This is a genomic window from Paracoccus sp. (in: a-proteobacteria) (genome assembly GCF_032007265.1).
GTDB lineage: Bacteria > Pseudomonadota > Alphaproteobacteria > Rhodobacterales > Rhodobacteraceae > Paracoccus.
Genome location: NZ_DALZMB010000013.1, coordinates 40,198 through 53,693, shown reverse-complemented (window position 1 = coordinate 53,693; position 13,496 = coordinate 40,198). Strand labels below are relative to the sequence as shown.

Sequence of the window (13,496 nt, the reverse complement as noted above, 5' to 3'; positions counted from 1 at the left end):
AACCGCATCGCCGCACAGCTGGTGGGGATCAACACCAATCTGGTGATGACCATCTCATTTGCGCTTTCTGCAGCAATCGGCGCGCTTGCCGGGGTGCTGGTCACACCGATCACGCTGATTTCCTATGATGTTGGCATTGCGCTGGCGCTTAAGGGTTTTGCCGCAGCCATGTTGGGCGGGATGGGCAATCCCATCGGCGCTTTGGTGGGCGGTCTGGTCCTTGGTCTGCTCGAGGCGCTGACGGCGGGCTATATCAGCTCGCAATATAAAGACGCGACCGCCTTTATCGTCATCCTGGCCGTGCTGTTCTTCATGCCGCAGGGCCTGTTCGGCAAAAAATCAACCGAAAGGGTGTGAGGATGCGCTTGAACTCGAAACACATCACCCTGCTTTTGCTTGCCGCGCTGATCGCGATCTCGCCGTTCTTCTTTCCCTCGGGATATTACTACCGCATCGGAGCGCTGATCTTCGTCAATGGATTGGCGGTTACGGGGATCGTGATCCTGACGGGCTATGCCGGGCAAATCAGCCTTGGACATGCGGGTTTTGCCGGGATCGGGGCCTATGCCTGCGCTTTGGCCCCGGTGCATCTGGGTATCCACCCCGGTCTTGCCGTCGTTTTGGGTGCGGTGCTTTCGGCGGCGCTGGCCTGGCTGGTTGGCCGCCCGATCCTGCGACTAAAGGGATATTATCTTGGGGTCGCCAGCCTGGGCATGGGCATTTTGATTTCGATGGTCCTGACCAACGAGCGCTGGCTGACCAAGGGCCCAGACGGGATCGAAGTCCCCGAGTTGGGCCTGCGCGCGTTTTTAAAGGACATGGGCCTGAACCTCAGCAATGGCGAGTTCTGGTATGGGTTCAGCGGCATCTGCCTGCTGATCGGGGCCTGGCTGGCGCTGAACCTGTATTCCAGCCCGACCGGTCGCGCGCTTCGTGCGCTGCATGGCTCGGAAATCGCCGCGCGCACCATCGGTATCGATGTCCCGCGCGCCAAATTGCAGGCCTTTGTCATATCATCGGTTTTCGCCTCGGTTTCCGGCTCGCTTCTGGCGCTGCAAAACAAATTCGTCAGCCCTGATGTCGCTGGCTACATGCATTCGATCGAAATGGTGACCATGGCCGTTCTGGGGGGCGTCGGCTCGGTGCTGGGGGCCATTTTGGGCGCGGGCATTCTGACGCTTCTGCCGCAGGCGCTGACCGTCTTTGCCGAATATGAGCAGCTGATGCTGGGTCTGGTGATGATTGTCGTGATGATCTTCATGCCGCAGGGACTTTTGCCCTCGATCCTGCGCAAATTCAGAGCGGGGAAACGCGAATGAGCCTTCTTGAGATCAAAGGCCTGGGCATCACCTTTGGGGGATTGCGCGCCGTTCACGATGTCAGCTTTTCGGTCAAACCCGGCGAAATCGTTTCCGTCATCGGCCCCAACGGCGCAGGGAAAACGACCCTGTTCAACATGATATCGGGTGTTTACCACCCCGGTGCAGGTCAGATCATCCTGAACAATGAGGATGTCACCGGTTTTGACCCCAACCGTCTGGCCGAGCGCGGCATGTCGCGCACCTTTCAAAACCTTCAGATCTTTCAAAGCATGAGCGTTTTGGAAAATGCAGCGGCGGGCTTTCACCTGAAAGAGCGTGGCCCCGTGCTGGCCGATCTTCTTAGCCTGCCCTCGTCGCGCCGCCGTGCGGCACAAGCCAATGCGCAGGCCATGAAGTTGCTGGCTCGTGTCGGGCTTGAACGCGCGGCCGAGCGCGAGGCGGGAAACCTGTCTTACGGCGCGCTTAAGCGCCTAGAGATCGCCCGCGCGCTTGCGCTAGAGCCCAAGGTTTTGCTGTTGGACGAGCCTGCCGCCGGCTGCAATGCCGTCGAAACCGAAGAAATCGACCATTTGATCGCCGAGGTCGCGGCCTCGGGCGTCGCAATTTTGCTGGTCGAACATGACATGAAAATGGTGATGCGGATTTCCAACCATATCGTTGTGCTTGATCACGGCGAAAAGATCGCCGAAGGCGACCCGGCCTCGGTCAGTCGCAATCCGGCTGTCATCGCAGCATATCTGGGCACCGAAACCACTGAACTTCACGAGGCAAACCATGCTGACAGTTGAAGGGTTACGCTCGCGTTATGGTCGGATCGAGGTGCTGCATGGCATCGATCTGACGGTCAATTCCGGCGAAATCGTCACAGTGGTCGGTGCCAATGGCGCGGGCAAGACCACGCTGCTGCGCTGCCTTTCCGGGGTGCAGCCCGTCTCAGGGGGCACGATCACCTTTCGCGGAGAGCCGCTGACCACCGTTCCCGCCTTCAAGCGCCTTGGGCGCGGGCTTGCCCAATCCCCCGAGGGGCGCCAGATTTTTACCAATCTGACCGTCGAGGAAAACCTGCGCATGGGGGCCTATCTCTTTAGCGATGACCGCGTGCAAAAGGATATGGAGGATGCATTTCTGATGTTCCCCATCCTCAAGGAAAAGCGCAATCTTGCGGCGGGCGGGCTTTCGGGTGGTCAACAGCAGATGCTGGCGATGGCGCGCGCGCTGATGGGTCGGCCAAGTTGCCTGCTATTGGACGAGCCCTCGATGGGGCTGGCACCCATTATCGTGCAACAGATCTTTGAGGTGGTCAAAGACCTCAAAGCGTTGAACGTCACCGTCTTGCTGGTCGAGCAAAACGCCTTTGGCGCCCTGAAAATCGCCGACCGCGGCTATGTGATGGAAACCGGCCATATCACCATTAATGGCCCCGCGGATGAGCTGATCGCAGATCCACGGATCCGCGAAGCCTATCTGGGCATTTGACAAGTCAGGAGTAAGGACATGTCCGTCGTCACCATCGCCCGTCAGGGCCAGATCGCCATCGTCACGGTCGATAATCCGCCCGTGAACGCCCTCTCGCAAGCGTTGCGACAAGGCCTTTGGGATGCAGTCGGCACGCTTGATGCCGATCCGGCGGTGGCGGCGGTGGTCCTGACCTGCGCGGGTCGCACCTTTATTGCGGGTGCTGATGTGCGCGAATTTGGCCGCACCCCCGAGCCGCCGCATCTGCCTGATCTGGTCGCCCGGATCGAGGCCGCGCAAAAGCCCTGGATCGCCGCAATTCATGGCTCGGCCCTTGGGGGCGGGCTAGAGGTCGCGCTTGGCTGCCGCTTTCGCATTGCTCAGCCCAACGCAAATCTGGGCCTGCCCGAGGTCAATCTGGGCATTATCCCGGGCGCCAGTGGCACCGTGCGCACGCCGCGCCTGATCGGGGTCGAAGCTGCCGTTGGTCTGATCACCTCGGGCAGGCCTGTCAGCGCGACCAAGGCGCTTGAACTGGGCCTGATCGATGCGGTGATCACCGATGACCTGATTGAGGGGGCCATTCGTTTTGCCAATGACGCCCTGCTCCAGCCGCTGCCCCAGCCCGTATCGGGACGCCAGATCCAGCCCCAGCCCGAGGCCTTTTGGGCGGATCAGACCGCATCGGTGACCAAAGCAGCCAAGGGCAATCACGGCCCCCTTCGCGCGCTTGCGGCCATTCGCAAGGCAAGCGAGGTCAGCTTTGACGAGGCCATGGCATTCGAGCGCGAGACCTTTTTGGCTTTGCGCGGCTCGGATCAGGCTGCGGCGCTGCGCGCGGTCTTTTTCGCGGAACGCGGCGCCACGCGACCGGCGCATCTGGGCGATGCCAAGCCCGTCCAGATCCGCAGCGCTGCCGTGATTGGCGGCGGCACCATGGGCGCGGGCATTGCCGCAGCCCTGCGCGATGCGGGCCTGCCCGTGACATTGATCGAGCGCGCCCCCGACTCGCTGGCGCGGGGGATGAACAATATCCGAGCCATTTTTACGGGTGGTATCAAGCGCGGCAAACTGACCCAGGCCCAATTCGACGCGCGCCTGGCCGGTATCACCCCGTCGACCAATTATGCCGATCTTGCCGATACCGATCTGGTCATCGAGGCGGTGTTCGAGGAAATCGGCGTCAAGCGCGCGGTCTTTGAGCAGCTGGGCCAAAATTGCCGGGCGGATGCCATCCTTGCCACGAATACCTCTTACCTTGATCCGCGCCAGATCGAGGCCGGGTTGCCCAACCCCACACGTTTCATCGGATTGCACTTTTTCAGCCCTGCGAATGTGATGAAACTTCTTGAAATCGTCCCCACTCCGGCGACGTCGGACCAAACCCTCGCTACGGCATTTCATCTGGCCAAGCTTTTGGGCAAAATCCCGGTACAAGCCGGGATCTGCGAGGGTTTCATCGGAAACCGGATCCTCAAACGCTATCGCGCGGCCGCCGAGGCATTAGTGCGTCAAGGCGTGGACATCGCCGAGATCGACGCGGCTATGCGCGGCTATGGCTTTGCCATGGGGCCATTCGAGGCGCAGGATATGGGCGGTCTCGACATTGCCTATCTGCAACGCGAAGGGGCGCGCGCCTTGGGGCAGGATGTGCCCGAAACGCTTGGCGATATTTTGGTGCGCGCGGGTCGCAAAGGCCAAAAGACCGGGGGCGGCTGGTACGACTACATCCCCAATGAGCGCAAACCCCAACCCTCGCCCGAGGTTGCGGGCCTGCTAAAGGCCGCGATCACCCCCACGCCCCCGCTTGACCGCGACGCCATTGCCGAGGCTTTGGTGGCCGAAATGGCCGCCGAGGGCGATGCGATTTTGGCCGAGGGGATCGCACGCCTGCCCTCTGATATCGATCTGGTGGAGATTCACGGCTACGGCTTTCCGCGCTGGCGCGGCGGCCCGATGCATGCCCGCGACCGGCGCGCCGGCAAGGCTTGATCCGATGTTCCGAAAGGCGGCGGGATCACGCGCCGCCTATCGGGACTTTAGGGCCGTATGATTGCCGCGCCTGAATAGCGGCAGTCACCAATACCCGGCCTTAGACCGCCAAGGGCATGATCTGATGTCCTGAAAGGCGACAGGACCATGCGTCGCCTTTCGGGGCATTAGGGCCAGATGATTGCCGCGCCACAGGTGCGGCAATCACCGATACCCTGGGTTAAACCGCGAATTGATAGGTCACGGGTACATAGCGATAACTGTCGTCTCCGGCCTTGGCGATATAGCCCATCGCGGGAAAGGGCATGTGATAGCCGATAAACGGCAAGCGCTCCTCGGCAAGCCGCGCCAGCACCCTTTTGCGCGTGGCAATGCCCATCTCTTTGTCGATATCAAAGCGCACCTTCCACTCGGGATGGCTGACAGAAAAGGCATAGTGGTTGAAGCTATCGCCCGATAGCAAAAGCTGCTGATCGTCGGATTTCAGCAGATAGGTCGTATGGCCGGGAGTATGGCCATAAGCGGCTTCAGCGTGAATGCCGGGCAAAACCTCGTCGCCATCTGAAATCTGGCGCGCTTTACCGATCAATGGCGCGACCTTGGCCTTATAGGCCTCGCTGTCTTGTGTCGCCCAATAGTCGTTTTCCAGCTTCGGCACGATCAGCTCGGCATTTGGAAAACTTGGCCCCTCGCCCATCAGCCCGCCAATGTGATCACCATGCATATGGGTCAAAATGACATGGGTGATCTGCTCGGCGGAGATCCCGTTCGCGGCCAAAGCGGCTAGCGTCTCATCGGGTTTGAGCCCGGTATCAACCAGGGCAAGCGCCGCCCCGGTGCGAACCAGAACCGGCGTATAAGAGCTGCCGCTTTTGTCGATGGGCAAGAAGTTATCTTGCGCGACACGGGCAAATTCCGCCGGGTCAATTCCCAATGCAAAGGTATCGATCGGCTTTTCAGCAATGCCACTGCCGGCGCGAACGGGCGTCACCTCGATCTGGCCCAACAGGATCTTGGCCGAAGGCGCGGCTTGAACGGGCCCCGGTGTCGGCGCGGCTTGCGCCCCGGCGCTAAGGGGTAAAAGCCCCGCCAAAGGTAGGGTGGCCCCCATGGATAGCGCCCCCCGTCGGCTGACATGGCATGTGGTTTTCATCACCGCGCTCCTGTGGATTGGATCTTTTGGATCATGTCACAACCAGACCCTTCGACGAAGCCAAATCGGTCCGGGGCGCGCGGGGTTTAGGTCGACCTATGCCAGCGCGCCTTTCATCGCGGGCCTGTGGCCGTGCCTCTATATCGACCTAACGCGCGCCGCCTGCGCGCATGCGCGAGGCGACGACCAGACCGGCAGCAATCAAAAGCGCGCCGATCAGGTGAAAGCCATAGATCCGCTCACCCAGGAAAATCACCGCCAACACCGAACCGAAAACCGGCAACAGATGAATGAACAGCCCGGCCCGCGCCGCGCCCATCAACTCGACCCCGCGGTTGAAGAACAGATAGGACAAAAAACTGGGAAAAATCGTCAGATAGCCGATCGCGGCCAGCGTCTTTGGCCCCAGTCCAAGCGCCTGCACATAGAGATGCTCGTGAATATAGAAGGGCAGCAGGCATAGCGCACCGATCGCAAAGGTTGCCGCAAGAAAGCCCAGCGGATGCAGCGCCGGGCGCTTGCGCAGCAGCGCAGAATAGAACGCATAGGCGATCACCGCAGCCACAACCCACAGATCACCCGCATTGACCGACAGATCAACCAGCGCCCCCAGATGCCCGCGCGGGGCAATAAAGGTCACCCCGACCAAGGATAAAACCACCCCCACCACCTGCGCAGGCCGCGCGCGCTCGGCGAAAAGCACAAAGCACACGACCAGGATCAAAAGAGGCATCGCCGATTGCAGCAAAAGCGCATTGACCGAGCTAGTCTGGCGCAGCCCGAAATAGACGAATGTATTGAAGCAGCTGATCCCCAACACGGCAAGGATGGCGACGATAAGCCAGTTTTCACGGATCACCGCCCGCTCTTGCGCCCAATCAACCCGCCCGCGCGCCAACAGCAAGATCGGAACCAACGCCAAGGTCCAGCGCCAAAAGGCAATTGCCAGCGGCGGCTCGGTCGTCAGAATGGCGCGTCCAACCACAAAGTTTCCCGCCCAAAAGAGCGTGGCCAACACCAGCAAAAGATAGGGGTTGGCCCAGAACCGTGCCAAGGGGCCGCCGGTTTGCTGAACCTTTGTCGAGGGGGTCATCTGTCGTCTTTCTTCCAAAGCGCGGGCTTGCGCCGCCCGGCAGGGCCGGGACTATTCCCTTCACCCCAGCAGTTCAATGCGGCAGGGCTGGGTGGGGGCAAGCAAAGCGCACCCGCCTGCCCCATCAGCACGCGGCTGCCTCAGGCGCGGCTTGTCGCCACCCCATCGCCCGCATAGGCTTGCACGCGCATGACCCTTGTGTGGTGCAGCGCAACGCCAGAGGGACCAGATGTCGGCCAAGGATCAGATCGGTTTCAACCCTGGGCTTTGCGCCCCAACCAGCACCTCGCGCGGGGAAAGCAGCAGGCAAAGCAGCAGCGACAGCGCCGCGTCAGGCGCAGCCCCGGCCCCCGGTAAGCGCGATGACAGCGCCCATTCCGATCCGGTTCAGGGCGCGGCCCCAAGCAAGTTGTCTTTTGCCATGCTGACCGCGCTGGGGGCAGCGGCGGCGGGCCTTCTGATCTGCGCGATCGTATCGGCAATCTTGATCTCTCATGCTCGCAACGCAGTGCGCGAAGAAACCGATCAGGCCTTTTTGCTGGCAACTGCTGCCGCGACATTCCAGCTGCCCACCAGCTTTGGCCGCGAAAATGCCGTGGTTCAGGCGCGCCGCTTTGCCAGCGAGATCGACGCATTGCGTCACGTCACCGCCCGTCTGGACGATGCGCAGGGGCGCCCGGTCACCCTTGATCCGCCCCAAGTCGCCGCCCCTCCCCCTGTGCCCGGCTGGTTGACGCGACTTCTGTCGCCTCCGCCCCGCAGCGAGATTTTTCCCATCCGCCACTATCCCAATGTCGTGGGAATTGTGACCATCAGCAACGACCCCTCGGATGAGATCGCCAAGACCTGGGAAAGCCTGCGGGTGATCTTGCTACTTTTGGTCATGGCCGTTTTGGTCATGGGGGCGATTACCATGGCCATCACGCTTTTCGTGACCCGACGCCTGGGCCAGTTTCATCAGGTGATGCAGCAGATGCAGGCAAATGATCTGAACGTGCGCGCACCTGATTCCGCGCTGCGCGAGCTTAGCCATCTGTCAAATGGCATCAACGCCTTGGCCGCCCATTTGCGTCAGGGTCGAAGCGAGAACCAACAATTGCAGGAACGCATGATGACGCTGGCCGAGAGTGAACGCGCGCGGATTGCCAGCGATCTGCATGACGATATGGGACCGCTGCTTTTCGCCCTCAGCGCGGCCGCCGGACAGGCCCGCCAAAGCGCCAAGCGGCTTGCCAATCCACAGGATGGCGCCTCCTTGGCACTGGAGGAATCGCTGGATGCGGTGACGCGCCATGCACAGGCCGTCCAACGATCCGCGCGCAGTGCGATCGAGGATCTGCAGCCGATCACCATCGATGATGCCACGCTGGATGAGCTATTGCATGAGCTGGTCCTGAGCTTTGGCGAGATGGCCCCCGAAATCGATCTGGCGCTGGATGCCGACCCCCATGCCCAAAGCAGCCAAGCCGCCGAGATCGCGATTTATCGCTTCGTGCGCGAAAGCGTCCTGAATGCGATCCGCCATGCAAATCCCAGCCGGATCCGCATCGAACTGTACCAGCAATTCCAGCCTCAGCCGCGCCTTGTGGCGCGCGTTTGCGACAATGGCACCGGCCCCACGCCGGGTCGGCGCACCGGACTGGGGCAAAGTGGCATGGAAGAGCGTGCGCAGATGCTTGGGGCAGTATATCATCCGCCCATACGCAAGAACGACCAGACCGTGACCGAATTTTGGATGCCCCTATGACACATTCTGCCGCCCAGATCGCCCACCCGACCCCTTCAAGCGTCAGCCCCTGCCGCGTGGTCATCTTGGACGATCATCCGGTTGTGGCCGAAGGCTGGGGCCGCATCACCCGCGACAGTCTGCCGACTGAGGTGATTGCGACCTCCAGCCCATTGCAGGCCTTTCGCGCCTGGCGTCATGAACGGCCCGATGTCATGGTGATCGACCTCAGCATCGGGGATGCCAAAATCGCCGGGGTGCGGCTGATTGCGCGGTTGCGTCGCGCAGGTGCCACGCAGCCGATCTTGGTCTTTACCATGCACCGCAGCCCCATCATCGCCCGCCGCGCGCTTCAGGCGGGATGCAACGGTCTGATCAACAAGGATTCCCCCGCAGAAGAGATCTGTCAGGCCTTCGTCGAGGTCGCCAATGGCGGCAGCTACGTCTCGGCAGAGATGGCGCGGAAAATCGCATTGATGAACCAGCCCGGAATGTTCGCAGCCAAGCCGCGTCTGACCCCGCGCGAGGAGCATATCCTGCGTGGTATCGCCGAGGGCATGTCCTATCGCGACATCGCCGAACGGGCGCAGATCAGCTATAAAACGGTCTCGAATGTCAGCATGACCTTGAAAGACAAGCTGGGCGCGAATGGGTTGGCCGATCTGGTCGGCAAAGCCATCCGCTATTTCGACGAGGTCTAGGCCAAATCCAAAGCCCGCGCAGCCCAGGGCCATGCCACGCGCGGCATTTTGCGCATCTGCGGGCGTTTTAAGCCTTAGCCGTCAATCCTTTTGCAACCTTTCTCTGAAAAAGTCGGCTGAAGCGAACAAGCGATTCCCGACCCAATGACGAATGTGCCGAGCAAGGAAAACATGATGGAGGATGAGGACGCCCGTGCGGCCCCCCACGCCCCGCCGCGGCGCGTTGACAAGGCAACCCATATCGAGGTGCTGCAAAAGCTGATCGTGCGGCGAGCAGAGCCCGAGCCCTTTTCCGCGCAGGATATGGCACCGGCCGGGTTCGATCTGCCCGATCCGACCACAGCCGCGACTGCGAACGTTCAGTCATTCGATCGGCTGGCGGCGACGGCCCTGGGGCGTACTGCGGATCGCCTTTATGGGCTGCCCATGATCATCACCGGGGTCGAGATGAACTCTGCAACCCCGGCCGAGTTGGCCGAGCTGTTTCCCGATCGCGCCCTGCTGGCCATTGTTCAAGGCCATGCCGATCATCTGGGCGTGGTGGCCTTATGTCCGTCGCTGATTGCCTCGCTGATCGAGATGCAGGCGATCGGCCGTGTCTCGGGGCGGCCGGTGCGCCCGCGCAAGCCCACGCGAACAGATGCCGCGATTTCGGCGGATTTCGTCAATGCCCTTCTGCGAGAGCTGCATGCCACACAGCAAAGCGGGGATGAGCTGCCCGATTTCGCCTCATTCAGCTATGTCAGCTTTCTGGATGACATCCGCCCGCTGATGCTCATGCTCGAGGATGTGCCATTGGCAACACTCACGCTGCGCTTTCGCATCGGGACGGGTGGGTTGCGAGATGGCGAACTGATCGTGGCATTGCCGCAGGCCAGGCTTGCGCAAATCGGCACGGCGGAATTGGGCATGATCGGCCATAGCTTCGATCTTGGCGAACCTACGACTTACCCCGACAGCCACGAGGAAAGCCCAGAGCTTTCTGCCCCGATATCTGACGTGGCCCCCCATGGCGATGATCCCCAGGGTTCGGGCACCGAGGCCGGGTTTATGCGCCACCAGGTTCAGGCCGCGCCCCTGACGCTGGTTGGCGTTCTGTGCCGCCGCGACATGACATTACGCGCGCTGCGCGCACTAAGCGCAGGTGATGTGATCCCGCTGGCAGCTGGCGTTCTGGCTCAGGCGCGTATCGAGACCACCGATGGCCAGCTGCTGGCGATTGGCAAATTAGGAGAGGCCGAGGGCCAATATGCCATCCGCCTGCATGGCGCGCATCCCGGTCAAGGCGGTGACGGCCTCTCCGTCGATGACGCCCTGACCTTTGCCCCTCAGCTTCGCCCATCGCTGGATCACGACGATGATGCCATAACCACAGATGACAGCGCACCGCCCAGCGAGATCGACATGGAAGAGCCTGATGAGTTTCGCAGCCGGCCCCTGCCCGTTCTGGACACCTCATTCGAGAATGACGAGGATGCTGACATGATGGATCTGTCCGCATTGGCCAATTTCTGATGAACGGGCATTGTCTGCGGGCATCGCCATCATCGTGTGGTTTTGTCGCAAATGCATCGCACGGCCCCGGATGTGGCAAGCGCGTGGCAAATGCGTGGCAAGCGGGCGAAAGCTCTCTGTGGTCGCTCGACCGCCCGGATTTCGCCGCTTTGGCCTGACAAAGCTGCAATATTCCCGCTTCCGCGCCCGGCAAGAGCAGATTCCCCTTGAAAACCTTGGCAACAGGTCGCATGTAGCTCGCGCCCGTACGAATTGCGGGCTGCCCAATCAGGAGAGATCATGGCCAAGGAAGAACTGCTCGAATTCCCCGGCGTCGTGAAGGAACTCTTGCCGAATGCGACGTTCAAGGTCGAGCTGGAAAACGGCCATGAGATCATCGCGCATATGGCAGGCAAGATGCGCAAGAACCGCATCCGCGTTCTCGCCGGCGACCGTGTTCAGGTTGAAATGAACACTTACGATTTGACCAAGGGTCGGATCAATTATCGCTTCAAATGACAATCGACCGCGACATGCGGTCGATCTTCCCCATCAGACAGGACGTGAAATGTCACCTCCTCTTCTGACGCTTGGCTCGGCCAGCCCAAGACGGCTCGAGCTTCTTGCTCAAATCGGGATCACGCCGGATCATGTCCTGCCTGCCGATATTGACGAGACCCCTTACCCCTCGGAACCGCCGCGCGACTATGTCCGGCGCATGGCCCGCGAAAAGGCCATTGCGCTGCGCGGTCGTGCGACGGGTGCGGTGCTTTGCGCGGATACGGTTGTGGCCGTCGGGCGGCGCATTCTTGGCAAGCCCGAGACGGCGCAAGAGGCTGCAGATTTCCTGCGCTTGATGTCGGGTCGCCGCCACAAGGTCATGACCGCTGTGGCGCTTAGCCTGCCCGAACGCATGTCCGAGCGCCTGGTTGAGACCACCGTGCGCTTTCGTCCCCTGACCGGGGCCGATATTGCGGGCTATGTCGCCTCGGGCGAGTGGCAGGGCAAGGCGGGTGGTTATGCGATCCAAGGCCGGGCCTCGGCTTTCGTTCCCTGGCTGCAAGGCTCATTCACCTCGGTCGTCGGATTGCCGCTGGCCGAAACTGCCGCGCTGCTTGCCAGCGCCGGAATTTACGGAGATCACCTATGAAAGGCCGTCAGGTCATTATCGGCAGCGTCCTCGGACAAGAGGCTGCGGCGCTTGTTGTCGACGGACGCCTTGAGGATCTGTTCATCGATGCAAGCGATATCTCGCCGCTCGCGCCCGGTGCCATTTGCCGCGCCAAGGTCGACCGCCTGATCAAGGGTCAGGGCGGGGTTTTCCTGCGCCTTCCCGATGGCGCACGCGGCTATTTGCGTGATCGCAACGGCCTGCGCGAGGGACAGTCACTGCTGGTTCAAATCACTGGCGTCGCCGAAGATGGCAAGGCTATTCCCGCCTCCAGCCGTCTTCTGCTGCGCGGTCGCTATGCGATTGTCACGCCTGGCGCTTCTGGCGTGAATGTCTCGCGCCAGATCAAGGACAGCGAGGAACGCGAGGCGCTGACCGCGATCGGAAACGATGCGCTTGCTGGTTTTGAACAAGACGCCCCCGGCATTATTATCCGCAGCGCCGCCATGCTGGCTGATGACGATGAAATCCGTGACGAGCTGGCCGGGCTGGTGGAACTGGCCAAATCCTTGGCCAGGGATGTCGAAGGCGCACCAGAACTGCTGCTGGATGCCGCCTCGCCGGCCGAGGCAGCCTGGCGCGATTGGGCGCAGCCCGAGCCCGATCAGATCGAAGAAGGCGATGATGCTTTCGCGATCTCCGGGGCCGAGGACGCGGTGATGGCCTTTCTTTCAAGCCGCGTCGAACTAGAGGGCGGCGCCTGGGCCGCTGTCGAACCCGTCCGTGCGCTTTGCGCCATCGACGTCAACACCGGGCCTGACACATCGCCGGCAGCCGGGCTCAAGGCCAATATCGCACTGGCTCGCGATCTGCCGCGCCAATTGCGGCTGCGCGGGATTGGTGGCCAGATCGTCATCGACTTTGCTCCGATCGCCAAGCGTGATCGCGGCACGCTAGAGCAAGTCCTGCGCGCGTCCTTTAAAGCAGATAGCGCCGAGACAGTCTTGATCGGCTGGACGGCAATGGGCCTGTTTGAGATCAATCGTAAACGTGACCGCGTCTTGCTGTCGCGTCTTGCAGGTGGCGCGCAATGAGCGCCCCCTGCCCCATCTGCAACAAACCTGCGGTCGAGGCCTATCGGCCTTTTTGCAGCAAACGCTGCGCAGATGTGGACTTGGCGCATTGGCTGCGCGGCGACTATCGCATCCCCGCCGAGCCTGTTTCAAACAATCAAACAGAAGAATGATTTTTTCTTCATTTCGGGTATGGACAGTCGCTGCGCCGTGACTTAACAACCCGCTCAAGCAAGCAGATGATGCTTAGCCCGGATAGCTCAGTTGGTAGAGCAGCGGATTGAAAATCCGCGTGTCGGCGGTTCGAATCCGTCTCCGGGCACCACTTCCCCCACATTGAAATCGTTAAAGTTTTAGCGCAACGCGCGGCAATCCT

The 13,496-nt window shown here is 61.3% G+C and carries 14 protein-coding genes and 1 tRNA gene; 13 read left to right on the top strand and 2 right to left on the bottom strand.

Annotated elements, in window-relative coordinates; genetic code table 11:
- The 5 genes from RTS12_RS04720 to RTS12_RS04700 all read left to right on the top strand — a co-directional run.
- Window positions 1-357: branched-chain amino acid ABC transporter permease (locus RTS12_RS04720; protein WP_312525994.1), on the top strand; the 357-nt coding region annotated here is incomplete at its 5' end.
- Window positions 358-359: 2 nt separating this feature from the next.
- Window positions 360-1,319 (top strand): branched-chain amino acid ABC transporter permease, encoded by a 960-nt coding sequence (locus RTS12_RS04715; RefSeq protein WP_312525992.1) that lies wholly within the window; start codon window positions 360-362, stop codon window positions 1,317-1,319.
- Entirely contained in the window at window positions 1,316-2,110 is a 795-nt protein-coding gene (locus RTS12_RS04710; protein WP_312525990.1) for an ABC transporter ATP-binding protein, read from the top strand. Before RTS12_RS04715 ends, RTS12_RS04710 begins: the two co-directional genes overlap by 4 nt.
- On the top strand, window positions 2,097-2,798 hold the full coding sequence (locus RTS12_RS04705; protein WP_312525987.1) for an ABC transporter ATP-binding protein: 702 nt from the start codon (window positions 2,097-2,099) through the stop codon (window positions 2,796-2,798). The genes RTS12_RS04710 and RTS12_RS04705 overlap by 14 nt, the downstream gene beginning before the upstream one ends.
- 18 nt (window positions 2,799-2,816) lie before the next feature.
- Window positions 2,817-4,769 (top strand): 3-hydroxyacyl-CoA dehydrogenase NAD-binding domain-containing protein, encoded by a 1,953-nt coding sequence (locus RTS12_RS04700; RefSeq protein ID WP_312525985.1) that lies wholly within the window; start codon window positions 2,817-2,819, stop codon window positions 4,767-4,769.
- Window positions 4,770-4,989: 220 nt separating this feature from the next.
- Here the strand turns inward: RTS12_RS04700 and RTS12_RS04695 are convergent, their stop codons facing one another.
- Both RTS12_RS04695 and RTS12_RS04690 read right to left on the bottom strand, forming a co-directional pair.
- Entirely contained in the window at window positions 4,990-5,922 is a 933-nt protein-coding gene (locus tag RTS12_RS04695; protein WP_312525983.1) for an MBL fold metallo-hydrolase, read from the bottom strand.
- A gap of 148 nt (window positions 5,923-6,070) precedes the next feature.
- Entirely contained in the window at window positions 6,071-7,015 is a 945-nt protein-coding gene (locus RTS12_RS04690) for a DMT family transporter (protein ID WP_312525981.1), read from the bottom strand.
- 229 nt (window positions 7,016-7,244) lie between these two features.
- On the opposite strand from RTS12_RS04690, the gene RTS12_RS04685 reads away from it, so the two are divergent.
- The 8 genes from RTS12_RS04685 (at window position 7,245) to RTS12_RS04650 (ending at window position 13,445) form a co-directional block, all read left to right on the top strand.
- Window positions 7,245-8,762 (top strand): LapD/MoxY N-terminal periplasmic domain-containing protein, encoded by a 1,518-nt coding sequence (locus RTS12_RS04685; protein ID WP_312525979.1) that lies wholly within the window; start codon window positions 7,245-7,247, stop codon window positions 8,760-8,762.
- Entirely contained in the window at window positions 8,759-9,442 is a 684-nt protein-coding gene (locus RTS12_RS04680; protein WP_312525977.1) for a response regulator transcription factor, read from the top strand. The genes RTS12_RS04685 and RTS12_RS04680 overlap by 4 nt, the downstream gene beginning before the upstream one ends.
- 174 nt (window positions 9,443-9,616) lie before the next feature.
- Window positions 9,617-10,957: a FliM/FliN family flagellar motor switch protein gene (locus tag RTS12_RS04675; RefSeq protein WP_312525975.1), complete on the top strand. Its 1,341-nt coding sequence runs from the start codon at window positions 9,617-9,619 to the stop codon at window positions 10,955-10,957.
- 279 nt (window positions 10,958-11,236) lie between these two features.
- A complete protein-coding gene (gene infA / locus RTS12_RS04670; RefSeq protein ID WP_020949877.1) occupies window positions 11,237-11,455 on the top strand; it encodes a translation initiation factor IF-1 in 219 nt (72 codons plus the stop codon).
- 49 nt (window positions 11,456-11,504) lie between these two features.
- The gene (locus tag RTS12_RS04665) at window positions 11,505-12,086 is read left to right on the top strand and encodes a Maf family protein (protein ID WP_312525969.1); all 582 of its coding nucleotides are present in this window, start codon (window positions 11,505-11,507) and stop codon (window positions 12,084-12,086) included.
- Window positions 12,083-13,141 (top strand): ribonuclease E/G, encoded by a 1,059-nt coding sequence (locus tag RTS12_RS04660; protein WP_312525967.1) that lies wholly within the window; start codon window positions 12,083-12,085, stop codon window positions 13,139-13,141. The genes RTS12_RS04665 and RTS12_RS04660 overlap by 4 nt, the downstream gene beginning before the upstream one ends.
- Window positions 13,138-13,293: a DNA gyrase inhibitor YacG gene (locus RTS12_RS04655; protein WP_312525965.1), complete on the top strand. Its 156-nt coding sequence runs from the start codon at window positions 13,138-13,140 to the stop codon at window positions 13,291-13,293. Before RTS12_RS04660 ends, RTS12_RS04655 begins: the two co-directional genes overlap by 4 nt.
- Before the next feature lie 76 nt (window positions 13,294-13,369).
- Window positions 13,370-13,445: transfer RNA gene (locus tag RTS12_RS04650), tRNA-Phe, on the top strand.
- Window positions 13,446-13,496 lie beyond the last annotated feature (51 nt).